Consider the following 24,705-nt stretch of genomic DNA (forward strand, 5'->3'; position numbering starts at 1 on the left):
CGAATCATTTTATTTTACCAACTTTTTAAGGGCCATTTTAATATATTGATCGGTTGTTAATTTTTCTTTTTGTAAGTCTGATGATATTTTCTTTATTTCTTTATCAGAATAGCCTAGCGCTTTTAAGGCCAAAATAGCTTCATCAAACTGTGCGGAAGTCTGTGCAGCTTGTTCAACTGTATCCGTATTAAATAAATTCGGAAAGTAATCTGGAACAATATCTTGAAGTTTCCCTTTTAAATCAAGAATCATTTGTCTTGCGGTCTTTTTTCCTACCCCGGGAAATTTGGTCAAAAAGGTTTCATTTTCGTTTTCAATTGCCTCAATTACTTGACTTGGTTCACCAAACGCAAGAATTGCTAAAGCACCTTTAGGCCCGATTCCTGAAACATTAAGTAATTTTTTAAATAACGTTTTTTCCGAAAGTGTATGAAATCCAAAAAGCGAAAGTGCATCTTCTCGGACATGCTGGTAGATGAAAATTTTCTCCGAAATACTTTGATTAACTTTAAAAACAAATGGATTCGGAGTAAATATTTGATATCCAATACCATTGTTGTCAACAACAATATATTCCGGAGTCACCATTTCGATGGTCCCTTTTATATACTCGTACAAATCAGTTCTCTCCCTATATGTATAACAACATTCATAAATTCCATTTTACCATATTCTTAAATCAATTGGGTAAATCCTAATACAAAAAACCGGTCTTATGAACCGGTTAATTTTTGCTGTTTTTGTATAGAGTATGGTTTAAGTGTTTCTAATACTTTATCAAATTCTTCTTTCGACTTGATAGGTATACCTTTTTTCAATTCTTCATGTTTTTTTCCTTCCAACTTCTTTATATCAATTTGAAAAAATGACTGGATGATATCCGCATTAATTGGTTTTCCGTTAAAAATAGAAATCGTTCCATCATCAGTTATACCAAAATATCCATTCGCCTTAAGAAGGGGAGATATGTCATTGATTTTCTTTTGCAGTACAATTTGCTCTTCATCCATTTGTACGATTTGCCAATCACGATATTTATTTTTTACTGAGTGAATGTTATGAACATTTTCATACAGAATCTCTTCACTTACTTCGCCATCTACATAAACTCTTTCAAGAATGACTGTTTTCTTACTTGGTGTTGATGATACTTCAATGGATTTAGGCTCACGAGTTGTCTTCGAGTCTTTTACATGTTCGCTATCATCTTGTAAAAAGCTAATATAGAAAGCTCCTAATGCGAATATGCCAATGAAGACGATTCGAACAAAAAATCTCATAGCTGTGTCACCCCTATACGTTTTTTAGTACGTATGCTTAGTGTGACCGATATTTCACAAAAATATCCAACCTATTTTTATGAAAAGGTAATGCTTTTCCATATATCGAAAGAAAAATGGAGAACAGATTTTCTATTCTCCATCAATCAAAAATTATTGTTGTTTTTTCTGTAACTTGATCATATTTTTCAAATCCATTTTGATCGTGTCGCGGGGACCGCCGTCTTTTAAATCATTGTCTATATCTCTTGCTCGATAATACGTTCCCGCATCTGTAGTAATCAAATAATGTCGTCCATTTAAAAATGGACGTATCGCCTGCTCAACATTTGCTTTAGTCTTAGTACTGTCTTTGTCATTTTTAAGAACAATTGACAGTAACACTGTATTATCGCTAATCAACGCACGCGCATCTGAAACATTCGGTACTTTAATTGCCTCATCGGATAACTTTTGGGCAAGAGCACCTTCATAAGCGGTATAGTAGGAAGATTTTCCTTTCGCATTATGATGATTTAAATGACCATGATAATTAATGTCTCGGAGAATCCTGTTGTTGTTTACTCCACGATTATTTGTATTATATTCTGTAAAAGGCGATTTGATTGGATGATCATAATCATCAACATATCCCGATGGCAGAAGATTATTGTTTTTTTTCACGTTATCCACATTGCCAAGCGAATAATCCATCAGTTCCGTAATTGGGCCATCATGGTCAACCATATTTACATCATTTGTATGATACCCGACTTGCTGGAAACTGTTCGTTGTTCGATCATTATTTGCATTTTGATTATTTCCACACGCTGCCAAGCCCGATACCATCAAGAGTGAGATAGGTGCTGCTAAAAGTATTTTTCTCAAAACAGTACTCCCCCTAACTTTACTCCTAGAGCATTTTTTGCTCATTCATATTTTGTGAGGAGAAGTCCATTCTATTCCGATTGTTACTGGTTATTTCACCTAAAAGTCCCTTATATTCTTTTTATCATTTCATTTACAAAGGTTTTCCTTTGAACATATTGATTAAAAGTAATTTCCTTTAAGTAAGCTAACGATTGATCCTTATTCTTTTTGTTTTTTGATCTGATAAATCGATTCCATTCCCTTAGAACATCTGTTGGATAGATAAGGGCAATGACAAAAGCTTTATGATTTAATAAATCTTTAATTGTTTCCATTTGTTGCAATTCATGATTCGACCATTCAATATAAGGCAAAATTCGATTGGTGAATTGTAAATAATCAATGACAGGGCTTCCCAAATGTATTAGATCAAAATCAATCAAAAAAAGTTGTTCATCAAAATTATATATAAAGTTATGATGGGCAACATCACCATGAATAACACATCTTGTTTGTTGCTTAAAATAATTTTTATTTTGTTTCAACATATGTAATGACCATTTTGCCCATTCAACATAGACCTCCATATAATATTGTGGAATAAACTTTTTTAACTGTGGAATGTTAGAAATAAAATCCTTTAATCTCGTCTCCCATTTTTCAATCTGATTAAAAAACGATAATCTAGTCGAAAATTCATTAGCAAATAATTGGGTTGTTTCATGGAATTTCGATAATAACTTTATTGCTTGAATCCGGTTATTTTTTGTTTGATATGAAAATGAAGATCCTTTTTTTATAAATTCAATTAATCCAAATATTCTATCCTCAAAAAAACAAATTTTTTTCGCATGGATGGGGTGAAATCGATAAGTCCAATGGAAACCATTTGTAAATAAAAGTTTTGTTAAATATATTTGATTTTCGATTTTTTCTTTAGTTGGAAATTCCTTTAAAACCCAAGTGTTTTTAGCTGTTTTACAAATCCAAATACCATTTTTAATTTTTTTTACATATAAAAACGTTTCTCCGGTTAACGAGGTTAAATAAAGAAGGAGACGATATTCGAATTCGTCTCCGTCACTTCTTCTATTAGCAGTCATCACAATCTTCTTCCTGTCTTGGGTAACCACCGGGATACCCCCCCGGGTAACCCGGATAGCCTTGACCATATCCCATATAAGGGTTTCCGTATCCTGGATGCCAACCTTGTTGAACACCATAAAAATGACTATACGGATGATATCCATAATGTCCGTATGGGTGATGTCCATGATGATGATGATGAGCATGCCCATATTCATGTCCTTGACCATATCCCTGTCCTTGATGGTAATCCGGATGATGATGGTAGTCATGTTGGCTTCCATAATATTCATGACTTCCATAGTGTGGATTATCAGGTCTTTCTGGAAAATTCATGTTAACACCTTGCTGCGGCATATTTCCAAATTGACCATATTGGTTATATGGCATCCCAGAGTATTGGCCATCCGGGGCAGGTAAGTACGCACCTTGTTGGACATTTGGCATGGAATGCATACCGTGAAACTGAGCGTCTTGAGATTGAATAAATACTCCTTGTTGCGGCATTGAATGGCTTGCCATCATCGGCATAGATGATGATTCTTCTTCTTCATGCATCCAGCCTCCATGCTCAGGAACCTGTGTTGGATAAGCTCCTTGGCCATAATAATAGTTTTCAGGTGCATAAGACATAGCTCCTTGGACTTCCGGCATAACTGGTGTGTTATAACCCATTGGAAATCCTTGTTGCATTGGGTAATGTCCCATCGGTGCTTGATACCCGTATGGGTACGGAGTAGGTCCACATCCACAATCAGCTATTGGCATACAAGGTACGGTTGGATACACTTCAAAACACTCCTCTTGAACTGGCATCATTGGCATTTCAACTGGTGATTCAATGCTTTCTACTTTTTCTTCTTTCACTGGAGGCGGCGCTTGCATTTGCGCTTGCATTTGTGACATGTGCATCGAATAATAGTTATTTATATCAATTTCCGGGATGACAGGCTGCGGCATAATAGGAGTATAGATCGTTTCCTTTTTTGGAACCTCCTTAATGATTTCTTTTTGCACGGGCAATGTTGGCACTGGCTGTTCTTTATATGGATGTACAGCCTTTGGCGTTTCCTTCTTAGGAATTGCCACTTCTTTCTTAATTGTTCCTCCGGTTGTAGGTACTTTTATTTTCATACCAGGCATAATCATTTCCGGATTAGATAATTGGGCATTCATTTTCTTTAGTTCTTCAAAATCAACGCCATATTTTTTAGCAATATTCCAAAGAGTATCGCCTTTTTGAACAATATGGATCTTCACTAAAGTTCCCCTCCTCAGGCATAAGTCCATATAGTCTATGTCAAAATGGGCAAAATGCTAATGTTCTTCTAAAAAAATTTATGTTTCTTACGATAAAAATATACCTTCTCACTACCGGAAGAAGGCTAGGTTATTTGTAAATATAGTTAATAGATGAAATAAACAAAAGAAAATTTGGCATATATCAATTAGTTGGTTCTGTACAAAACATTATGTTAGAATCCAAATAGGAATAAAAAGCTGAAGGGAGTCTATCTGAGTGTTAGAAGAGAAAAAATTACTTGGTGAAAATAGGCGCGATTTTCTTTTACAGTTGCTAAAAGAAAGTAATGAACCAATTATTGGGGGAGAATTAGCGAAAATAGCTAATGTCAGTCGTCAAGTAATTGTTAATGATATAACCTTATTAAAAGCTAAAAGTGAACCAATAATAGCGACAAGTCAAGGCTATTTATATCTCCGACAACAAAAGGTTTCGGATCAATATGAAAAAACGATTGCATGTAATCACACACCAGAACAGGCTGAAAATGAGCTAAATCTCATTGTTGATCATGGCGTTACAGTAAAAGATGTAAAAATTGAACATCCTGTATATGGTGACCTAACAGCATCAATCATGGTATCTAATCGTAGACAAGTCAAACAGTTTATTGAAAAAGTTAAAGCGACGAAAGCTGTCTACTTATCAAATTTAACCCATGGTATTCATATCCATACAATTGTTGCAAAAAGTGAGCAACAACTTATAGATGTCGAAAACGCATTAAATAATGCCGGGTTTTTAATTAATACTAATGAATAAAAATTAAATCCAACAGACAGCTGTTGGATTTATTTTTGTGTATGATAGGAAAAATAACTTCCTAAAATTTTCACCTGACAACCGAGTGATTCAATTTCCTCGATTGCATTTTTCACTAACTGATCTTCATATGTTTGATTAATATCAATCATAAAGAAATAATGACCTAAACCCGTTTTCAATGGCCGCGATTCAATTTTACTTAAATTTATTTTTCTCCAGGCGAAAGCAGAAAGCACTTGATGTAAAGAGCCGGCCCGATCTGAAGGAAGAGTAACCATTATTGTCGTTTTTTCATATGTAGACGTAAGCGAAGGTAATATTTCTGTATCATTATGTGCTAAAACGATAAAACGAGTATGATTAAAATCGTAATCATGGATGTTTTCTTTCACGATTTGCAAGTTATATTTTTCAGCCGCTAATTCATTTGCAATAGCGGCCATGTTCGATTCCGGATGTTCACTTACATATTTAGCGGCAGCTGCCGTTGATGTCATTTGTTCCAAGGTTACCCCACGAAATTGTTGATGTAAAAATTTATGACATTGGGCAAGTGCATGGGGATGGGATAAAATACGTTCAACCTCATTCCACTTATTGTATTGCATCGGATGCACCATTAAATGTTGTTGAATAGGAACAATAATTTCTGCTCTAATCGGAGGGTTTGTTTCATGAAATAAATAATCTGTCGTTAAGTGTACTGACCCTTCTAATGCATTTTCAAAAGGGACAATAGCCATATCGACTTCTTTATTTTTAACGGCCTTGAAGCAATCGGGAATCGTTGTATAAGCTATTCGTTCAACATCAGGAAACGCATTTTGGACTGCTATATCTGTAAAAGTGGCTTTTGGACCTAAATATCCTGCTCTCATCTAAAATTCCCCCTCTCATCCCCCACTATCATGCTCCGGAACCTAAAATTTCCACCTTATCAATAAAATCCAAACGACGTAATTTCGATAATAACTCATCAAGGTCAATCGTTATATCTGTTACTTCTAATGTAATCGTCACATTCGCACGTCCCTGTATCGGAATTGTTTGATGGATAGTTAGGACATTACACGAATGATTAGCGATGACGCCAAGTAATTCAAACAGTGTCCCTGACCGATCTTCTAAGTGGAAAAACAAAGTAATCATTCGTTCTTTAACGATCGAATGAAAAGGAAATACTGTGTCCCGGTATTTATAAAAGGCACTGCGACTTAAATCAACGCTTTGTGCTGCATCTGCTACAGACTCAGCTTTTCCGCGTTCTATAAGTTCTTTTACTTCCAACGTTTTTTTCATTGCCTCAGGCAACACATCTTCACGGACGAGAATGAATTTATAGTCTATCTCTTTTTTCCCCAATGTCACTCCCCCAATACAAAATACAAAATACAAAACATCCCATTGCAATACTTTTGGCGTATTACTACTTTTTTATTGAAAGATTATTCAACAAATTCGAATTCATAATCCATAATCTTCACAATATCTCCATTAGACGCACCACGTTGTCTTAATGCATCATCGATGCCCATTGAACGTAATTGTCGAGCAAATCTTCTAACCGATTCATCTCGTGAAAAATTAGTCATTTTAAATAATTTTTCTAATTTATCTCCTGTCACAACAAAGCTTCCATCAGGATCCCTCGTAATATCAAACTCTTGTTCTTGTTTTTCATACTTATATACAACCCGCTGTTCTTCCTCTTTTTCTTTTTCAAGTTCATGTAATGGAAATTCCGGTGTTGTTTCAAGTAAATCCGCAATTGCAAATAGTAAATCTCGTAAGCCTTGTCTTGTAATCGCAGAAATTGGATAGATTGGATAGTCTTCCTTCAGTTGCTCTTTAAATTTAGCGAGATTTTCTTCCGCATCTGGCATGTCCATCTTATTTGCAACGATTATTTGCGGTCTTTCCATCAATCGTAAGTTGTATTCTTTTAATTCTTGGTTAATCGTGACATAATCTTGATATGGATCCCTTCCTTCAAGTCCTGACATATCTATAACATGGACGATTACTCTCGTTCTCTCAATATGTCGAAGAAATTGATGACCAAGTCCAACCCCTTCATGGGCACCTTCAATTAAGCCCGGTAAATCGGCCATCACAAAGCTGCGTCCATCTTCTGTTTCGACTACGCCTAAATTAGGAACAATTGTCGTAAAATGGTATTCAGCTATTTTCGGTTTCGCCGCCGAAACGATTGATAATAGGGTTGATTTACCGACACTTGGGAACCCTACTAAGCCGACATCTGCCAACACCTTTAATTCAAGAACGATATATCGTTCTTGTCCCGGTTCACCATTTTCCGATATTTCCGGTGCCGGGTTCGCCGGTGTCGCAAAGCGAATATTTCCTCGGCCACCACGACCACCTTTTGCTACAACAGCACGCTCTCCATGTTTGGTTAAATCAGCGATGATTTCTTTTGTGTCATCATCAATAACTACCGTACCTGGAGGAACTTTCACAACCATATCTTCTGCACCGCGGCCGTGCTGTCCTTTTGACATGCCATGTTCCCCGCGATCAGCTTTAAAATGTCGTTGATAACGGAAATCCATTAATGTTCTTAGTCCTTCTTCAACGACGAATATTACGTCCGCACCTCTTCCGCCATCACCACCAGCGGGACCACCTTTAGGAACATATTTTTCCCTTCGGAAGGCGACCATACCGTTTCCGCCATCGCCACCCTTAACAAATATTTTCACCTGATCTACAAACATAGAAGTACCACCCTTATAATTATAATACTGTTATATCAATGTGAATTACATGATTATTTCAACAGAAAAATAGGTTGAATTTATTTTATTTATGTTTACACTCTTAATCATTTTTTCTTGATTATTTAACCATTTTTTTAATAATTCCTGCCCATTTTCTTTTATTGTTCCATTAAATTCGAAATCAAAACGTATTTGGCCCTGATATTGTTCAAATGCAATGGATAAATTATTTTCTTGTAAAGGAACTACGACTTTTTCTAAAGTGAGGAAAAATGATTGAATCCAATTTGATAACATTTGGTCATCAACAGTTAACTCCCCATTTTCACTTAATATTTCATAATCAATTTGAAATGGATGGGGTTCCCAGTTAAATGTAAGTAGGATTTCTGCAAAGTGAGGGAGTTTTAAATTCGATAGTCTTGATTCTTGTTGTGCTTCTACTATCATTTTGTCCATTATTCGATTCACATTGTCTAGTTTATTCAATGCAATATTTCCTTTAATAAGCTGAAGCTGATTCATCCAATCATGGCGTGCATGTCGAAGAACTTCAACAATCGTCCACTTTTCCATTTAATTGACTCTCCTAATACATACATTCTTATCGTTCTTTTGATAGTATATCAAAAGTAAATATTTATTGCATTTCTAGTATAAAAAAAACTCTAACCGATAAGATCGATTAGAGTTTTTTAATCGTCATATTAAGCTTCTTGTGCAACAGGATATACGCTCACTTTTTTCTTGTCGCGGCCCATACGTTCGAAACGTACGATACCATCAACTTTTGCATAAAGTGTATCATCTCCGCCACGGCCAACGTTTTCACCTGGATAGATTTTAGTTCCGCGTTGACGGTAAAGGATGGATCCACCAGTTACCAATTGACCGTCCGCACGCTTAGCGCCTAAACGCTTAGCGATAGAGTCACGACCGTTCTTAGTAGAACCTACTCCCTTTTTAGATGCGAAAAATTGAAGATCTAATCTTAACATTTGTTCCACCTCCTACCTGAAGGTTATTTTAATATATTTACCATAATCGCGTTCAATCGTTTGTAATGAAACGACCATACCTTGTAACAGTAATTGTACTTTCGCTTCCTCATCCGAAGGTAACTGTTCAGGAATAGTACATTCAAGATATCCGCCATTTGATTGTTTAATCAAAGGTTCAATCTTAGTCAATTCCATAATCGCATTAATCGCACCGAATGAAACGGCTGAAGCACCTGCACAAACGATATCTTGGCCTTTCGTAGCAAAATCTGCATGACCTTTCATCGTAAAGGATGAAATTTTCCGATCAGATGTTTGCCGGATTTGAACATGTATCATGCACAGTCACCCTTATGCATTGATTTTTTCAATTACAACTTGTGTAAATGGTTGACGGTGACCTTGTTTTTTGTGATAGTTTTTCTTTGGCTTATATTTGAAAACAACCAATTTCTTAGAACGTCCTTGTTTTTGAACTTTCGCAGTTACAGTTGCTCCAGCAACAAGAGGACTTCCAACTTTTACAGAGTCGCCACCTACGAAAAGAACTTTGTCGAAAGTAACAGTTTCACCTTCAGCAACATTCAATTTTTCGATTGTGATAGCTTGGCCTTCTTCAACTTTGATTTGTTTTCCACCAGTTTCAATAATCGCGTACATACTTGCACCTCCTTAATAAACTCAGACTCGCCAAAAGCAGGCGCTTTGCCAATTAGCAAACACTTAAAACCTGAATTGTGCGGTTGTAGCACGGGTGCTACAAACATAACATTAAAAGCTTATCAAAATGAGACTCTTATGTCAATATCCGTTATTCATCTTTGCGGATATTTCTTTTCTCGATCCAAAATGACGAATGTAATAGATTGGGCGGCAGGATGGTATAATTGAAAAGAAGAACTGTACATGTAATGACTGTTCAATTCTTTTTAAATGAACATTATTTTCCCCGCAAAATATTGTTTTTACCTCATCCGTCAATTCAATTAAAACAGCTTCATGTTCTTTAAAAGGCTTTTCCCAAAGTTCTCTTTCTAAGCGAAAAGCCATTGTTTCAGGACTTTCCACCTTGCCTCTTCCTGCACAAACCGGACATTGTGTTAATAGGGTTTCAGCTAGTGATTTCTTTGTTTTTTTGCGAGTCAGTTGGAAGATCCCTAGTGTTGTAAACCCAACTAGTCTTGTATATTTAGAATCCTTCTTTACTTCCTCTTGAATCGTTTTTTGAACGAGCTGGCGATGTTTTTCATTTTTCATATCTATAAAATCAACTAATATTATGCCGCCGTAATCTCTAATTATTAATTGCCTGACTATTTCCTTAGCAGCTAAAATATTCGTCTGCAAAACTGTATCTTGAAAGTCCTTTGTACCGGAAAATTTCCCCGTATTCACATCAATGCTAACAAGCGCTTCTGTTTCATCAATAACTAGATAGGAACCATTTTCAAGCCATATTACCCGCCTTAATGATTTCTCAATTTCCGATTCAATTTTATATGTCGCAAAGATGTTTTCATCACTATAATGAAAGGAGAATTCCCATTCAGATGAATGATGATTTTGTTTTAAACGTTGCAATAATTGTTGATCATCTGAAATGACTTTCCCATTCGTCAAGTGGGTTAGCTCATTCATTAGTTCATTTTCAAACATTGAAGATTTTTCTAGTAGTGCAGGTGGTTTTAGATTATGCGATTCTTTAATGATGTACTCATATTTTTGTCGAAGCATGTTTAATTCGGAAAGCCATTCTTCTTCACTCGAATGGAATGCATTCGTTCGTATAATAAAGCCTTCATGTTTCAGTTGATGTTTTTGTACTAAAGTTCGCCATTTTCTTCGGCTCTCTTCATCACCCTTTTTAGATACCGCTATATAACCTCCTTCAGGAATGTATACCATTCTCTTTCCTGAAAGTTCAATAACGGCTGTTAACAATGGCCCTTTTATCGTTGTTTCATCTTTTTTTACTTGGACAATAAGCTTTTCGCCTTTTTGAACAAATTTCGAAATAGAAAGATATTGTTTATTAGGATCTTCATTTTGTATGTATGATGGGAGCTGATCGCGATGAACATACCCATGTTTATCCGTCCCGATATCTACAAAACAGGCATTCATTCCGTTTTTAACATCGATAACTTTTCCAACATATATATTACCAACTTTTGTCTCATCTTGTGGCTGTTCAATAAATATTTTGGTAACTTTATCGTTTTCTACCGTCGCAAATCTTTTTTCTGATGTTTTATAATTAATAACTATTTCATTCATCATCTTGCACCTACCCTTAATAAGCAATAAAGCCCGCTCATATATAGGCAGGCTAGTTATAACTTTAAATAGGTTTAAATGATTCGTCAAGGAACACCCGTTAATAGCTATACATAAGGTCTTTCACTTTGGCGTCTATTTGCTTTTCTGCAAAATAAGCATGCAATACTTCATTCTCATCGAGATGACCGATTTCTTTCCCATCCTTCATAATTAAAAGCGGATGCTTTTTTCCACGTTGAAATTTTTCCAATACTTCATAGAGGAATTCTTCACCATTTATATTAAGAGGGCGCAATCGTTTAAAATCCATTTTCTTCCCATAGTATCGTTCCAATAAAAAGCGCATAAAAACAAAATTCATTTGTTTCCATTCAGCCCATAAGGAAATGTACAAATAAATGACGACAATCCAAATATTTAAATTAAACGGAGTAATAATTATACTAATTACATGGAAAATTAGTAAAAAAAGCAAGGAAATAAATATAGTTATCCGTATTGCCTGCAAAAATGGCTTATTGACCGAAAATAAAAGATGCAAAAGTTTACCTCCATCTAATGGCCAAATAGGTAGTAAATTGAATAGTAATATCATTAAATTATAGTCCATAAATGTCTGAAAGAAACTAATCGAAATAATATGCATTTTGAATAAAACAAACATTACTATTGCAAGCCACACATGTTGAATCGGTCCCGCAAGGATGACAAGCAGTTCTTCTTTTAGCGGTCTATTACCGTGTTCATCCATTTCCGCTACACCGCCGAATGGCAGTATAGAGATTTTTTTTATTCTCCAAGAAAAAAAATGGGCCATGATACTATGTCCCATTTCATGGATAAAAAGAATACTAAATAATATTAATAATTCATGAAACCGGGCAGTTATGACAGCAATCCCTACGATAATCCAAAATAATGGATGAATATGAATTTTTCGTAACAGCCCTATGAAATTATTCAAATTTTATCACCTGTATCGGATCGATAAATTTCTTTCCTTGCTTGATTGCAAAATAGAATTCTCCTGTTAGACCATCTTCTGCATTTGAAACAGTCCCGACTTTTTTGCCCGTATGCACTTCTTCATATTCTCTCACTTGAATTGTTTCTAAATTTCCATACCATGATTCAGTCATATCCGGATGCTGTATGATGACAGTCTTACCAAGGTCTTCTTTTTTACCGGCAAAAATTACTTTCCCTCCATCCATTGCATCAACTGATTCATCAGATTTTGTTTCAATCATTACACCGCGTCCGTCAGCGGAAAAATTCGTAAGAACCTTTCCAGATGCAGGCATCACATAATCCTCCTTAGCGATTGAGTTATTGTCTTTCCCATCGTTTTTAATCGGAAATAAGGCTAAAGGTTTTCCAAATTGTTTTTCATACCAGTTTGAAACTGCTGCAAATTGAAACTCTGAGGTCATCGTATTATTCACAAAGCTTTTTACTTGATCAAGCTTCGGAGTTGAACTTTTAAATACAATCGCTACAAAGAGAACTAAAACTGCCGAAACTAATATTTTAAATAGGAATAGTTCTTTATTCCATAAAGGATGTATTTTACTAGGTGGATCTGCCTCAAAAATTGGATAATCATCAAACTCCTCCCTATAGGGAGGAGAAGAAATTTGCTGACTCTCTTTTTTTCGTGGATATGATTTTGTTTTCCTTTTTTTAGCCATTTGTCGCCGTATTTCATCCGCACGATTTCCCATCCGATCACCATTCTCCCTTAAACAGTTTGTACTATTCTATGATGACGTTTTGCACGATATGACAAGCTATCTATTTTTCTTTTAATATGCAAAAAGACCTTCCATTATTGGAAGGTCTAAATAATTTATGCCTTTACACCGAAAAGCCTCTTAATTTTCGCAAATACCCCCGGTTTATTCTCTTCCAGTTGTTGCAATGGAATAGATTCACCAAGAATTCTTCGAGCAATATTTCGATAAGCGATTGATGCTTTACTATTAGGATTTAATGCAATTGGCTCGCCTTGATTTGAACATTTAATTACTTCCTCATCATCTAAAACGATTCCAATTAAATCTATCGAAAGATGGCTAGTAATTTCATCAATATCCAACATTTCTCCACTTGACATCATATGGTTTCGAATTCGATTAATGACTAATTTGGGTGGTTCGATTTGTTCCTCTTTTTCTAGTAAACCGATAATTCGATCGGCATCACGTACGGCAGATACTTCCGGTGTTGTAACTACGATCGCTCGATCTGCTCCTGCAACAGCATTTTTATAACCTTGTTCAATGCCGGCCGGGCAATCAATTATAATATAATCATATTCTTGTTTTAACTCACCAATTAGTTTTTTCATTTGCTCGGGATTTACCGCTGATTTATCACTTGTTTGAGCGGCAGGGAGAAGAAATAACTTATCTTCAAATCTTTTATCCTTTACTAATGCTTGATGGGGTTTACAACGGCCATTCACAACATCTACTAAATCGTAAATAATTCGATTTTCTAAGCCTAACACGACATCCAAGTTTCGAAGACCGATATCTGTGTCAACAAGACACACCTTCTTTCCTTGGAGGGCAAGTGCAGTGCCTAAATTAGCAGATGTGGTCGTTTTTCCGACTCCACCTTTACCGGAAGTTATAACGATTGCCTCACCCATGATTAGTATCCCCCTTTAAAACTAGTAATATTTGGTCTAAGATGTTTTAATGCTTGTATACGATCAATAACAATTTGATTGGTATCATCTATGTAAGCACATTCCATTTCATGATGCTCTTGTTTACCATACTGATCGGGAGCTCTAGTAATACAATCGGCAATTCTAATTTGTGCCGGCAGCATTAAAGATGCAGCAACGATAGATTTTTGTTTGCCGCCGTAACCGGCATGTGCAATTCCTTTTAATGCCCCCATGATATAAATATTTCCCCCTGCAATAACGGTACCACCGGGATTTACATCACCAACTAATAACAGATCACCCGGAACTTCAAGAACTTGTCCAGATCGTATAATTGAAGCAACCGAATAAATTTGTTCTTCATCTTGAATTTGTTTCGCTCTTTTTTTTGTAATTACGTTACTTTGGACTTCTTCAACGACTAAATTTCTTTTATTTCTCACTAATTCCTTTAATTCTTCTTCTTGTTCTGGTGATATATATCGATTTCCCAGTTGAATTCTTACTGAAATCAACGGGCTATCCTCACTTTCCACATGATGAATTAAAAGTTTTTCCTCTAGTTCGTCTAATAACTCAGGATAAGAGCACTGATCATTTAAGCTAAGAACTAGCCCATCCTTTGTACCCTTTATCATGACATTTTGTCTTTTTTTCATCGCAAATTGCTCACCTCAGTGGCTATAATATTCGACAATAGTCAACGATTTTCCTCTTTTCAAAGTGAGAAACGATAAATTTTTTATTCATCCAACACTTCTTTTTTCCTTTTCTCAAGCCATTTTTTCATTGGATAGGAAAAAATGATAAAAAAGATTAGATTTACGACTAAAGTTGGGATCAGTCTAACGTATAAAAAATCCACCATAGACATCGTGACATGATTAATTAAAATATTCAACTCATAAACAAGAAATTCAACTATGATTATATTAACTAATACAATAAGGGCAGCAACAAAAATATTCGCTTGAAGAATTTTCATCATTTTTGAAGTTAAATAAATCGTAAATGGAAATAAAAACATATAGACACCTAAAATGCCTGTATAATTTATATCAAATAATAAACCGAATATAAAAGCATATAATATCGCTCGATTTCGAATATAATAGATACCCATTAATAACAAAACAACTAAAAGAAAATGAGGAACGATTGTATATCGTCCTCCAAACGCATTATGAGGAAAATACTGAACAAAGATACTTTCGAATATAAAACATAGACTTAAAATAAGAGGAAGAACAATGCGCTTCATTATTCTCCCTCCTCATCTGGTTTTACAGTGGAACGTTCGATAATCTGCACATTTTCGATATCATAGAAGTCCGCATATGGCTTCACCCAAGCTGTTTGTGTTAGCCCATTTTCATCAGGCACTAATTTTTCAACGGTTCCTATTGGCAAACCTTTTGGAAATATCCCACCTAATCCGGAGGTATTTACGATATCGCCTTTTTTAATACTTACATCGTAGTCAATCGTTTTCAATAATAATACCTTATGTTCTTCATCGTATCCTTGGATTAAACCGTATTCTCTCTTTTTACTAAGAACTTCAGCAGAAATTCGATTTTTCGGATTAGATGAGCTTAACAATTCGACGGTAGAAAAAGAAGGAGATGTGTTGATTACTTTTCCTAATAGACCTTTTGAAGTCATAATGGCCATGTTCTTTTTAACCCCGCTTGATCCACCTTTATTAATCGAAATTTGTTCATACCAATGATCAGGATTTCGGGAAATAATTGTCGCTTGAATGGATGAAAAATTTCTTAGATCATCTTGTTTTTTTAATATTTTTTTCAATTCTTCGTTTTCACTTTTTAAATCAGCTATTTCACCAGTGATTTTTGGCAGCTCATCTAATCGCGCTTTTAATTTTTTGTTTTCAGTATATGTATTCTGAATATCCTTGACGCTCTCAATAAAATTTGAAATACCATGAGTCGGAATAGCGACGATCGATTGACCAAATCCGACGACATCTCTTACAAACTGTTCTGGCTTTGAAACATTTTCACGATCACGTAAGGAATATCCAATCAATGCCACGAGCAAGATGATACTGATGAGCAAAATAATTAACCGTTTATTTAAAAAGAATTGTGGCATGTTGTCCACCCCATTAACAAAATCCAATTACGTATTTTGATTATTTTTCCGTACTATATTATGACGATACTTGGTCATCTTTAGTTTCAAAAAAATAGGGATAGGGGCAAATTGCCCCGCCCCACTTATTTTTCTTTTACTTTATTTTTGAATAAGTCGATATGCTCTAACGCATTCCCTGTACCAATTGCTACACAATCGAGTGGATTTTCAGCAATTAAAACTGGCATATTCGTTTCCTTGCTAATGACCTTATCAAGATTTCTAAGCAATGCTCCCCCACCTGTTAAAACAATCCCACGGTCCATAATGTCTGCAGCAAGTTCAGGTGGTGTTTGTTCTAACGTTCCTTTTACCGCATCAACAATGGCATGCACTGTGTCATGAAGTGCCATCGAAATTTCTTCTGCTGTGATTTCAATTGTTTTTGGTAATCCAGTTAAGAGGTCTCGACCACGAATTTCCATCGGTTCAATTCCTTCAGGTTCTCCGGCAGATCCAATCTCCATTTTGATTGCTTCAGCTGTTCGATCACCTATCAATAAATTATACGTTTTACGTATATAACTAATAATAGAATCATCAATCTCATCACCGGCAACCCGGATAGACTGACTTGTAACAATTCCCCCAAGAGAAATGATCGCAACTTCTGTCGTACCGCCACCGATATCTACAACCATGCTCCCAGTTGGTTCCCATACAGGAAGGTTAGCACCAATCGCAGCGGCAAATGGTTCTTCGATAGGAAATGCATCACGTGCTCCCGCTTGTCTAGTCGCATCAATGACTGCTCTTTCTTCAACAGAAGTAATACCGGATGGCACACATACCATCACATACGGTTTTCGCGAAAAACTTCCGCCTTTATTTTTTGTTGCTTGTTTAATATAGTATTTCATCATTGTTGCTGTCGTTTCATAATCGGCAATAACGCCATCTTTCATTGGCCTTGTGGCAACAATATTTCCGGGTGTCCGACCAATCATGTTTTTCGCATCGTTACCCACTGCAACGATTTGCTTTGTATCCGTATGTATTGCCACAACAGAAGGCTCACGAACAACAATTCCTTTTCCTTTAATAAAAACGAGTGTATTTGCTGTACCTAGATCGATCCCAAGATCTCTACTACCAAACATTCATGTATCTCCCTTTCTACTCTGAAATGCTTCAGAAGACATGTCCTTTTCTAGCATTCAATAACATCATTTATTTTTTTAGCATGTGTATTTTGAAGTGAAATTATATTTTTTTATTTAACAAACCCCTAGTCACTGCAAAAATCATAAACATTATTATATCGTAAGATGAGCAAAAATCATAGTGTTATAAATACCCTTTTTCCTTCAAACTGACAAATTTTTTATCACCGATAATAATATGATCAAGAATATCAATTCCCATCAATTTTCCGCATTCAACTAACCTTTTTGTTACCTCTATATCTTCCCTCGATGGCGCGGGATCTCCGGAAGGATGGTTATGAAGACAAATGATGGAGGCAGCAGAACGTCGAAAAGCTTCTTTGAACACCTCGCGTGGATGTACTATCGAGGCATTTAGGCTTCCGATAAAGATGGTTTGTTGGTGGAGAACTTGATTTTTCGTGTTAAGGTACAAACATACGAAATGTTCCTGTGATAAAAAGCGCATATCATTCATAACATAATTTGCGCCATCTTCAGGACTGCGGATGACATAACGATCTTGATAGGTGAGATTGCCAATTCTCCGGCCTATTTCAACTGCTGCAAGAATTTGGACTGCTTTTGCATATCCGATTCCTTTAACAGCCATTATTTCTTCTAAAGATGCATCTTTTAGTAACCGTAAACCTTCGAAGTTTTTCAAAAGCTTGTTGGCCATTTGAATAACCGATTCTTCTCTCGTACCCGTTCTAAGTAAAATTGCGAGCAGTTCTTGATTTGATAGACTTTTTGCTCCATTTTTTACAAGCCGTTCGCGAGGGCGTTCATCGGCTGGATAATCACGTATCATTAACTTTTCCATTTCTGGACATACCTCCTATTAGATGTGCATTTAGGAGGTGTGTAGCGAATCATTACTTAAATAGCATCATTTTATGCAGTTCTCTGTTAAGCCGAGAAATAGGAAGACCAACGACTGAAAAGTAGTCACCTTGAATAGATCGAACGAATAGCGAACCAAGCCCTTGAATGCCATACCCCCCGGCTTTGTCAAACGATTCTCCGCTATTTAAATAATGTTCAATTTCCTTAAGTGTAAGCTCCCAAAATGTCACATCGGTTTTTTCATAAAAACAATGAATTTTTTCCTTAAAAACGATAGCTACACCTGTGAAGACGGAATGTGTTTTTCCAGATAATCGTTCCAACATTTGTTTTGCGTGTTCCCGAGTCACTGGTTTTCCAAGTACATCTTGTTCAAGGACGACAATAGTATCTGCACCGATAATCACTGCCTCCGGATAATCTTTTGAAACTGATTTAGCTTTTCTTAAAGCTAATTCAACAACTACTTCATGGGGTAATAAATTATGTTGGAAATCTTCGTTTTCATTGCTTGTTACACTAGTAAAAGGGATTTGAAGTTTGGCAAGAAGTTCTTTTCTGCGAGGAGAACCTGAAGCTAAAATTAAATCTGGCATAATCCACCTTAACCTTTCAGAATAAATAGGAGATACATGTTAATCGTAGCAAAAAAAATGTACATACACAACGAAATTATGCGAAAATTGGCGAAATAATTGCGAATTGGCTGACACGAGTTCGTATCAGCCAAAATTTTATTCTAGCTTGTTAATTTCTTTAAGATAGGAAAGTAAGGAATCTTGTGCTTTTATTAATTCCTGTTGATTTAGATTGTTTTGATAAGTAGTTAAAGCTTGAAAGCTTTTCATTTGATTAATTTTCATTGTTTCCAACTGTTTATTTTTTATATCCTTCAAATTTGTAATATCGGTTAGTTTTGTTTTCAGTGCTGCAATCGCATCTTTGTCTGTATCCCCTGAAAGATAGGCATTAGCAATTTCTTTGCTAAGGGATTGAAAGAGCGGTATCGAAGCAGAAATGAATTTTCCTTCATCTTTCGTTTGAATAGGAATGCTTTTCCCCTCAAATGTTAATTCCTTAGCAAACACAGCCACCCCTTTTTTTTCATACTGTTTTGCTAAATTTTTGGCCGCTTGGAGATCTCCTGCCACACCGATATAAATATATTGCTGATTAGACATCGGCAAAACGACCGCAGGCAATCCTTTTTCTTTAATTGCTTGCACGATTGGTTCGGGATTTTTGTAAATCCCACCTTGTATAAGTGCCGTTGTAAATGCTGGAACCTGGATAGCAGTTGAATTACCCGGGCTATTTTTTTGTGCGGAATTTTCATTTTGGACGTTGGCTGAATGTGTTTTTTGCGCAGAATTGCTTTGATAAATAACAACTTTTAACATAAATAAACCAATTAATACCCCAATAGTAACCGCAGTTACGATTGAGAGAAATAACTTTGTTACATGTTTATTTTGATTTTTTTTTAGTTTATTTGAATAAGATGCCGTACTTTTCTTCGTATAATTGATTTTTTTAAATTCTTGAACCTGATTTTCTTCAATGTCGGGCAATATCCATTCGAATTGTTCATCTTTTGTCTCCGCTCCAACAGCGGTTTCTTCTTTTGCCGACTTCCAATCATGAATAGCTATATCCTCATTGACTGGACGTTCTTTTCCATTTATTTTGATCTTGATTTTCTGGTTTTGCGGATGCTTGTCCATTTTTGTCCCCTTTCCGTTCGCGATATTTGTTATATGCTAACATAAGGATAAAAAAAAAGAACAAGACTTTTGTCGTCTTGCCTGTAAAGGATTTCGTCAAATTTCTACTTATTATTTTGTACATAGCAAATGCGTGCCTTTCCAAAGGCTATGGAGTTTCGTCATTATTCCACTGGATATCGGGGAATTGAACAAAAGGATTGAGTTTGTCGCTTGCTGATGGCACCTCTAATTTTGGCAGCGATAGTTACAGTTGTACTCTTTAAACTTGTTTTTTCACTCCTAATTCGTCAACGATATTTTGTAAAATATGGGTTAAATGCTGTTTATCGATAATGCAGCCATCTTAAATAATCCCACGATCAAGAAGACGCTCCCCATATTGTTGAACAATAAGTGGTGAACACCGCTTCAGCTCTATATATCGGATTGCACGATCGTTAAAATTGAAATTCAATGGTATTTGATCGCGTTGGAAAAAACGCAGCCCCATTGAAAAAACTCCTTTAATATAACAAAGTTAATAGTGAAAGATACCAATCTATGATGATCTGGCCATAAAAATAAGTAACTAGTGCCCCAAGACCAATAAACGGACCGAACGGGATTGGTTTCCCTTTTTTAAAGCTTCCTAACTTCATACCAATTATCCCAACTACAGCACCAAATAATGTCGCAAGAAAAAATGAGAGAAGCACAGATTTTAACCCTAGCACGAAACCGAGGACACCAAATAGCTTTATATCTCCCCCACCCATACCGCCTTTGCTGACAAAAGCGATCGCTAAAAGTAGGAGAAAACCAATTGCCCCACCGAGCAGTGAGTCCCACCATGGATCAAGCGGGGAAAGGAATCTTTCGATAAAAAAAATACCTGTAAACACTAAAAGTATTTTGTCAGGAATAATCATATAAGCTATATCTGAGATGAAAATAATAATAATTAATGATATCAACGTCCAAGCAATAATGACTTCGAAATTCCAGCCAATCTGTTCATAGGAAAATACGAAAAGTATGGCTGTTATTAGCTCACCTAATGGATAGAGCGGAGAAAGCCGCCCTTTACAGTGACGACATTTCCCCCCTTGGATTAAGTATGAAAAAACAGGTATCAATTCCATTGCTGATAATGTCCGATGACAATGTGAACATGCTGACCTAGGTTTTACGATTGATTGATTTACCGGTACCCTCAGTCCTACGACGTTGAAGAAGGAGCCGAGGAGGAGGGCGTAGAGGAAAATTAAGATTATTATCAATTAATCTATCTCCTTATTTTTACTGAGTTTACTTTTTTACATCAACTACGGAACTGCGTTTTAAATCATCTTCATTAGCATCTATTTTTCGAGTTGCGTTTAACAAGGTACCATGATAAGTATATTTAGAACCGCTTTTGGTGATTTTAACCAATAGTATTCATTAGCGGATGGACGAACAAAAAAATCTACTGAAGGACTTGTTGTTGCTGCATTCATTGATGTAGGATCTATATTTGAGGCACAGAAGGAAATAACTACTAAGAAAAATAGCAATTGATTTTTTTGTATAATGTGCTCTTCTTTTGACTATTTTAATTAGCAGAATAGTAATTTACTAGTTCTTTAATACTATATCTATAACCTAGCTCCTCGATGTCAAATAACCTTCGGCAATAATAGTCAAACTGCGGACTTTTTTTGCCGAAGAACATTTGTTTGTAGGGGCTGACCAATGCGCTTGCGCTTTTCTTATTTCATATATTCTGCTACTCTATTTTTCCCGGCTTGTTTTGCTCCTATATATAGTGCGCGATCTGCATGCCTGATTAGCGCAAGTGAATCATCAGCATCTTGTGGTGCAGTTGCGACACCTATACTGACGGTAATAGATATACTTTCATTTTTCACACCTATATCTAAAAAATTCTGTGTTGCAAATGGCCGATTGGCAATTGTTAAACGGACGATTTCTGCTAAACGGAGAGCTGCTTGTTTGTTTGTATCCGGTAGGAGTATAACGAATTCCTCTCCCCCGTAGCGAGCAACAGTGCCCCGATTTCCTATTAAGCTTTTAATCCTTTTAGCCATTTGGACGAGAATTTCATTCCCACTTTGATGTCCATATGTATCATTTACGCTTTTAAAATAATCGATATCAAGCATAATTAAAGAAAGTTCATTTCTTTGTCCTTTCGATAATAATTCAAATTCATTTGAAAGAAGTTCCTCGAAATAGCGGTAATTATATAATTTCGTTAGTTGACAATGCTCGCTCATCCTTTTCGTTTTTTCATAATGCTTTGCATTTTGAATAGCTACAATGAAGTACGAACATAAAATATCAATCATTGGAATCTGATATTTCTCATATTGCTTTTTTTTAGTTGATACTAAAAATAAAACCCCTTCTACTTTTTTCCGTCTAAAAATAGGAATACACAAAACACTTTCGGCACCTTCCGGCATGTATCCATAGGATTTATTTTCCCACTCAGCTTTTTCATTATAGAGCACTGCTTTTCCCGTCCCCCAGACAACACCACTTATTCCTTGATTTATCTTAATTGCCGGCATAATATCTATGTTTTGCTCCCCTTTTTCAACCCCTCTTAATAGAACGAGTTCATCACCAATTACATCGAGAATATAGCCGTAATCAACCGGGAGGACTTGGGATATTTTCTTGATAAATAAATCAAGTACTTCATTTACTTGTAGTCGTTCCGTTAATTGGTGCCCTATTTCAGCAGCTCTTTGTAAATATTCATTTACTCTTTCTGAAGAATTGTACATTCTTAATACATAGGCGAAACTAATAAATGGAATACCAATGACTAAAAAGGCAACATATCCAATATCGTTAAATAAGAAATATAGACCGACTCCGAGTGGGAAAACCATTGTTAATGTAAAGAAATCCCACAACATATTTTTCGCAAAGAAGCGCTCTTTTTTGCCTAAAAATATCCCGGACCAGTGGTATAGTATTTGATTCGCGATAAAATTCACGAGTTGATAAATTATGAGTGGTCCAATCAAATCAGAAAAAGTATGGTTTCCAATCTCCCCTCCAACTGCATAGAAAGTAATCCCACTTATTAAGGAGACGAATAAAAACATAACTGAATTTAAAAAATAGCGATATAGTTCATCTTTTTTTATTTTTAACGAAAACATTAACATGATGATGGAAAATTGTAAAAAAAGAATTTCATAAAATAATCCATGTAACAAAAAGGCAACTAATGTAATCCATTGAGTCAGGAAAATAGGAGTTTCATTAATAATAATCGGAAAATATGAGACAATTCCCGCAAAAACTAGAAAAGCTGCTACTAAATAAAGTTCCATTGGCTCAGAAGGGAAAAACTGATAAGCTACTATAATTCCTGTCGGAACAAGCAGTAACCAACATATGAAAAGAAGCTTCAATTTAGTAGCGTGATGTTCCATTTTAATCCCCCTGATTTATAGTTAATAAGTCATAATCTTCTAAAATATTTTATCAAATTGCAATACTATTGTCATTACTTTTTTCCTATTTAATTTACAAAATCACTATTTTTTTTAGATTTGGGTAAATTCCTTAAAAAACAATTTTACATTACTAATAAAATATAAAGAACCCGAAATAATGAGCATTTCATTTTCCTCTAACGCATTAAACATTTCTTCCAGTAGCTTTTTCCAATTTTTATTCACTTTCGCTTGTGGAAGTAAATGAAGTGAAAATAGTTGCTCCGCGGATGCTGCCCTCGGAAAATCAAATTCAGTAAAATATACTTCTGCATCTAATTTCGCAAGAGGTTGGATCATATTCGTTAATTCTTTATCACTCAAGGCTGCAAAAATCATTTTCTTCTTTTTGTACGGAAAATGTTCTTGTAATGTATTGATTAAAGAGTTGATACCTTCCGGATTATGTGCCCCATCCACAATAACGAATGGATGTTCGCTCAATACTTCCATCCTTCCTGGCCAAAACGCTTTTTTTAACCCTTCCCGTATCATCGGTTCATCAATATGTAAAAAGATTGCCGCCCCAATTGCTAATATAGCATTTTCAATTTGGTGCTTCCCTAGCATATTTATCACCAAATTTTGGTATTGACCATTTGAATAGGAAAAAGTAAATTGTTCTCCGCGATGAAGTGTTCGGATATTTTCAACTTTGAAATCGTCCTTACTAATGAAAAGCTTCGCGTTCATATCTTTTGATTTGTTTTTAATTACCTCTAATGCTTCTTTTTGTTTTGCTCCAGTAATAACCGGAATTTCATTTTTAATAATTCCTGCCTTTTCAAAGGCTATTTCTGCAACGGTGTGGCCTAGAATATTTACATGATCCATTCCAATGTTTGTGATAATACTTAAAATAGGCTGTAAAATATTTGTCGAATCCAATCTTCCTCCTAAACCAACTTCAAATATCGTCATGTCCATCGGGTTCATATAAGCAAAATAATAAATGGCCATAACCGTAATCACTTCGAATTCAGTCAAAGATCCTAAATTGGTAGTTTCTATTTCCTCAACAAAGGGCTGAATGCTGTTAACTAATTGAATAATTTCTTCATCCGTTATCGGTTGACCATTCACACTTATTCGTTCATTAAATGTCTCAATATATGGTGAAGTAAATGTTCCGACTCGATAACCGGCTTCATTAAGTATTGATCGTAAATAAGTAACAGTAGAACCTTTTCCATTGGTTCCTCCAATATGAATAACTTTTAACTTTTTTTCGGGTGATCCTAATTTTTTCATCATCCATTCCATTCGTTCCAATCCCGGTTTGATTCCAAACTTTAATCTGGAATTAATCCAATCGATTGCTTCTTCATACGTTTGCATTTTC

General features: G+C 35.6%; 28 protein-coding genes and 1 other annotated feature. Of the genes, 1 reads left to right on the plus strand and 27 read right to left on the minus strand.

Features of this window, described 5'->3' with window-relative positions; genetic code table 11:
- Positions 1–9: 9 nt before the first annotated feature.
- From ruvA to safA, 5 genes are all read right to left on the minus strand, one after another.
- Positions 10–618, minus strand: coding sequence for a Holliday junction branch migration protein RuvA (gene ruvA, locus MKY81_RS18225; protein WP_066227251.1), 609 nt, complete (start codon positions 616–618; stop codon positions 10–12).
- A gap of 95 nt (positions 619–713) precedes the next feature.
- A complete protein-coding gene (locus MKY81_RS18230) occupies positions 714–1,280 on the minus strand; it encodes a BofC C-terminal domain-containing protein (RefSeq protein WP_066227248.1) in 567 nt (188 codons plus the stop codon).
- Between the two features lie 153 nt (positions 1,281–1,433).
- Positions 1,434–2,147, minus strand: coding sequence for a YhcN/YlaJ family sporulation lipoprotein (locus tag MKY81_RS18235; protein ID WP_341118473.1), 714 nt, complete (start codon positions 2,145–2,147; stop codon positions 1,434–1,436).
- Positions 2,148–2,257: 110 nt separating this feature from the next.
- Positions 2,258–3,262: a phosphotransferase gene (locus tag MKY81_RS18240; protein WP_341118474.1), complete on the minus strand. Its 1,005-nt coding sequence runs from the start codon at positions 3,260–3,262 to the stop codon at positions 2,258–2,260.
- On the minus strand, positions 3,222–4,475 hold the full coding sequence (gene safA / locus MKY81_RS18245) for a SafA/ExsA family spore coat assembly protein (protein ID WP_341118477.1): 1,254 nt from the start codon (positions 4,473–4,475) through the stop codon (positions 3,222–3,224). The genes MKY81_RS18240 and safA overlap by 41 nt, the downstream gene beginning before the upstream one ends.
- Before the next feature lie 259 nt (positions 4,476–4,734).
- Here safA and MKY81_RS18250 point away from each other — a divergent pair, with 259 nt between their 5' ends.
- A complete protein-coding gene (locus MKY81_RS18250; protein ID WP_066227237.1) occupies positions 4,735–5,280 on the plus strand; it encodes a transcription repressor NadR in 546 nt (181 codons plus the stop codon).
- A 29-nt stretch (positions 5,281–5,309) separates the two neighbouring features.
- On the opposite strand, the gene pheA is transcribed toward MKY81_RS18250, so the two are convergent.
- The 22 genes from pheA to MKY81_RS18360 form a co-directional block, all read right to left on the minus strand.
- Positions 5,310–6,161 (minus strand): prephenate dehydratase, encoded by an 852-nt coding sequence (gene pheA, locus MKY81_RS18255; RefSeq protein WP_066227234.1) that lies wholly within the window; start codon positions 6,159–6,161, stop codon positions 5,310–5,312.
- A gap of 28 nt (positions 6,162–6,189) precedes the next feature.
- Positions 6,190–6,645, minus strand: coding sequence for an ACT domain-containing protein (locus tag MKY81_RS18260; protein WP_341118479.1), 456 nt, complete (start codon positions 6,643–6,645; stop codon positions 6,190–6,192).
- 83 nt (positions 6,646–6,728) lie between these two features.
- Positions 6,729–8,021, minus strand: coding sequence for a GTPase ObgE (gene obgE / locus MKY81_RS18265; RefSeq protein WP_066227229.1), 1,293 nt, complete (start codon positions 8,019–8,021; stop codon positions 6,729–6,731).
- Positions 8,022–8,066: 45 nt separating this feature from the next.
- Positions 8,067–8,600 carry a Spo0B C-terminal domain-containing protein gene (locus MKY81_RS18270; protein ID WP_066227226.1) on the minus strand — a complete coding sequence of 178 codons (534 nt, stop codon included), beginning with the start codon at positions 8,598–8,600 and terminating at the stop codon, positions 8,067–8,069.
- Between the two features lie 131 nt (positions 8,601–8,731).
- Positions 8,732–9,022, minus strand: a complete 291-nt coding sequence (gene rpmA, locus MKY81_RS18275) for a 50S ribosomal protein L27 (protein ID WP_058002044.1) — start codon at positions 9,020–9,022, stop codon at positions 8,732–8,734.
- Between the two features lie 12 nt (positions 9,023–9,034).
- Positions 9,035–9,364 carry a ribosomal-processing cysteine protease Prp gene (locus tag MKY81_RS18280; protein WP_325946432.1) on the minus strand — a complete coding sequence of 110 codons (330 nt, stop codon included), beginning with the start codon at positions 9,362–9,364 and terminating at the stop codon, positions 9,035–9,037.
- A 12-nt stretch (positions 9,365–9,376) separates the two neighbouring features.
- Positions 9,377–9,685 carry a 50S ribosomal protein L21 gene (gene rplU, locus MKY81_RS18285; RefSeq protein ID WP_066227221.1) on the minus strand — a complete coding sequence of 103 codons (309 nt, stop codon included), beginning with the start codon at positions 9,683–9,685 and terminating at the stop codon, positions 9,377–9,379.
- Positions 9,686–9,698: 13 nt separating this feature from the next.
- Positions 9,699–9,780 (minus strand) — a sequence feature (ribosomal protein L21 leader region).
- Positions 9,781–9,826: 46 nt separating this feature from the next.
- Positions 9,827–11,302: a ribonuclease E/G gene (locus MKY81_RS18290; RefSeq protein WP_341118484.1), complete on the minus strand. Its 1,476-nt coding sequence runs from the start codon at positions 11,300–11,302 to the stop codon at positions 9,827–9,829.
- A gap of 100 nt (positions 11,303–11,402) precedes the next feature.
- Positions 11,403–12,269, minus strand: a complete 867-nt coding sequence (locus MKY81_RS18295; RefSeq protein WP_341118485.1) for a M50 family metallopeptidase — start codon at positions 12,267–12,269, stop codon at positions 11,403–11,405.
- Positions 12,262–13,029, minus strand: coding sequence for a M23 family metallopeptidase (locus MKY81_RS18300; RefSeq protein WP_341118487.1), 768 nt, complete (start codon positions 13,027–13,029; stop codon positions 12,262–12,264). The genes MKY81_RS18295 and MKY81_RS18300 overlap by 8 nt, the downstream gene beginning before the upstream one ends.
- 125 nt (positions 13,030–13,154) lie before the next feature.
- Positions 13,155–13,961 carry a septum site-determining protein MinD gene (gene minD / locus MKY81_RS18305; RefSeq protein ID WP_066227208.1) on the minus strand — a complete coding sequence of 269 codons (807 nt, stop codon included), beginning with the start codon at positions 13,959–13,961 and terminating at the stop codon, positions 13,155–13,157.
- 2 nt (positions 13,962–13,963) lie between these two features.
- Entirely contained in the window at positions 13,964–14,644 is a 681-nt protein-coding gene (minC, locus tag MKY81_RS18310) for a septum site-determining protein MinC (RefSeq protein ID WP_341118490.1), read from the minus strand.
- An 83-nt stretch (positions 14,645–14,727) separates the two neighbouring features.
- Complete coding sequence (gene mreD / locus MKY81_RS18315; protein ID WP_341118492.1) at positions 14,728–15,246, minus strand: rod shape-determining protein MreD; 519 nt, start codon at positions 15,244–15,246, stop codon at positions 14,728–14,730.
- Positions 15,246–16,103, minus strand: a complete 858-nt coding sequence (gene mreC, locus MKY81_RS18320; RefSeq protein ID WP_066227200.1) for a rod shape-determining protein MreC — start codon at positions 16,101–16,103, stop codon at positions 15,246–15,248. Before mreC ends, mreD begins: the two co-directional genes overlap by 1 nt.
- 125 nt (positions 16,104–16,228) lie before the next feature.
- Positions 16,229–17,245, minus strand: coding sequence for a rod shape-determining protein (locus tag MKY81_RS18325; RefSeq protein WP_341118494.1), 1,017 nt, complete (start codon positions 17,243–17,245; stop codon positions 16,229–16,231).
- 187 nt (positions 17,246–17,432) lie between these two features.
- Positions 17,433–18,116, minus strand: coding sequence for a RadC family protein (gene radC, locus MKY81_RS18330; protein ID WP_066227194.1), 684 nt, complete (start codon positions 18,114–18,116; stop codon positions 17,433–17,435).
- Positions 18,117–18,168: 52 nt separating this feature from the next.
- Positions 18,169–18,735: a Maf family protein gene (locus MKY81_RS18335; RefSeq protein ID WP_341118497.1), complete on the minus strand. Its 567-nt coding sequence runs from the start codon at positions 18,733–18,735 to the stop codon at positions 18,169–18,171.
- 138 nt (positions 18,736–18,873) lie between these two features.
- Positions 18,874–19,863 carry a hypothetical protein gene (locus MKY81_RS18340; protein WP_108070378.1) on the minus strand — a complete coding sequence of 330 codons (990 nt, stop codon included), beginning with the start codon at positions 19,861–19,863 and terminating at the stop codon, positions 18,874–18,876.
- Between the two features lie 346 nt (positions 19,864–20,209).
- Positions 20,210–20,356, minus strand: a complete 147-nt coding sequence (locus MKY81_RS18345; RefSeq protein ID WP_160331407.1) for a hypothetical protein — start codon at positions 20,354–20,356, stop codon at positions 20,210–20,212.
- 13 nt (positions 20,357–20,369) lie between these two features.
- Positions 20,370–21,122 (minus strand): prepilin peptidase, encoded by a 753-nt coding sequence (locus MKY81_RS18350; RefSeq protein WP_341118809.1) that lies wholly within the window; start codon positions 21,120–21,122, stop codon positions 20,370–20,372.
- A 474-nt stretch (positions 21,123–21,596) separates the two neighbouring features.
- On the minus strand, positions 21,597–23,300 hold the full coding sequence (locus MKY81_RS18355) for a sensor domain-containing diguanylate cyclase (RefSeq protein WP_108070376.1): 1,704 nt from the start codon (positions 23,298–23,300) through the stop codon (positions 21,597–21,599).
- A gap of 114 nt (positions 23,301–23,414) precedes the next feature.
- Positions 23,415–24,701, minus strand: coding sequence for a bifunctional folylpolyglutamate synthase/dihydrofolate synthase (locus MKY81_RS18360; protein ID WP_107958570.1), 1,287 nt, complete (start codon positions 24,699–24,701; stop codon positions 23,415–23,417).
- Positions 24,702–24,705 lie beyond the last annotated feature (4 nt).

The sequence above is a fragment of the Heyndrickxia sp. FSL W8-0423 genome (genome assembly GCF_038009395.1).
Lineage (GTDB): Bacteria > Bacillota > Bacilli > Bacillales > Bacillaceae_C > Heyndrickxia > Heyndrickxia sporothermodurans.

Bases quoted from the DNA above. Each gene is read 5' to 3' on its own strand.
- MKY81_RS18230 (WP_066227248.1), bottom strand. From the start codon at position 1,280: ATGAGATTTTTTGTTCGAATCGTCTTCATTGGCATATTCGCATTAGGA.
- pheA (WP_066227234.1), bottom strand. From the start codon at position 6,161: ATGAGAGCAGGATATTTAGGTCCAAAAGCCACTTTTACAGATATAGCA.
- obgE (WP_066227229.1), bottom strand. From the start codon at position 8,021: ATGTTTGTAGATCAGGTGAAAATATTTGTTAAGGGTGGCGATGGCGGA.
- MKY81_RS18270 (WP_066227226.1), bottom strand. From the start codon at position 8,600: ATGGAAAAGTGGACGATTGTTGAAGTTCTTCGACATGCACGCCATGAT.
- rpmA (WP_058002044.1), bottom strand. From the start codon at position 9,022: ATGTTAAGATTAGATCTTCAATTTTTCGCATCTAAAAAGGGAGTAGGT.
- MKY81_RS18280 (WP_325946432.1), bottom strand. From the start codon at position 9,364: ATGATACATGTTCAAATCCGGCAAACATCTGATCGGAAAATTTCATCC.
- rplU (WP_066227221.1), bottom strand. From the start codon at position 9,685: ATGTACGCGATTATTGAAACTGGTGGAAAACAAATCAAAGTTGAAGAA.
- MKY81_RS18290 (WP_341118484.1), bottom strand. From the start codon at position 11,302: ATGAATGAAATAGTTATTAATTATAAAACATCAGAAAAAAGATTTGCG.
- MKY81_RS18300 (WP_341118487.1), bottom strand. From the start codon at position 13,029: ATGGGAAATCGTGCGGATGAAATACGGCGACAAATGGCTAAAAAAAGG.
- minD (WP_066227208.1), bottom strand. From the start codon at position 13,961: ATGGGTGAGGCAATCGTTATAACTTCCGGTAAAGGTGGAGTCGGAAAA.
- minC (WP_341118490.1), bottom strand. From the start codon at position 14,644: ATGAAAAAAAGACAAAATGTCATGATAAAGGGTACAAAGGATGGGCTA.
- mreD (WP_341118492.1), bottom strand. From the start codon at position 15,246: ATGAAGCGCATTGTTCTTCCTCTTATTTTAAGTCTATGTTTTATATTC.
- mreC (WP_066227200.1), bottom strand. From the start codon at position 16,103: ATGCCACAATTCTTTTTAAATAAACGGTTAATTATTTTGCTCATCAGT.
- MKY81_RS18325 (WP_341118494.1), bottom strand. From the start codon at position 17,245: ATGTTTGGTAGTAGAGATCTTGGGATCGATCTAGGTACAGCAAATACA.
- radC (WP_066227194.1), bottom strand. From the start codon at position 18,116: ATGGAAAAGTTAATGATACGTGATTATCCAGCCGATGAACGCCCTCGC.
- MKY81_RS18335 (WP_341118497.1), bottom strand. From the start codon at position 18,735: ATGCCAGATTTAATTTTAGCTTCAGGTTCTCCTCGCAGAAAAGAACTT.
- MKY81_RS18340 (WP_108070378.1), bottom strand. From the start codon at position 19,863: ATGGACAAGCATCCGCAAAACCAGAAAATCAAGATCAAAATAAATGGA.
- MKY81_RS18345 (WP_160331407.1), bottom strand. From the start codon at position 20,356: ATGGGGCTGCGTTTTTTCCAACGCGATCAAATACCATTGAATTTCAAT.
- MKY81_RS18355 (WP_108070376.1), bottom strand. From the start codon at position 23,300: ATGGAACATCACGCTACTAAATTGAAGCTTCTTTTCATATGTTGGTTA.
- MKY81_RS18360 (WP_107958570.1), bottom strand. From the start codon at position 24,701: ATGCAAACGTATGAAGAAGCAATCGATTGGATTAATTCCAGATTAAAG.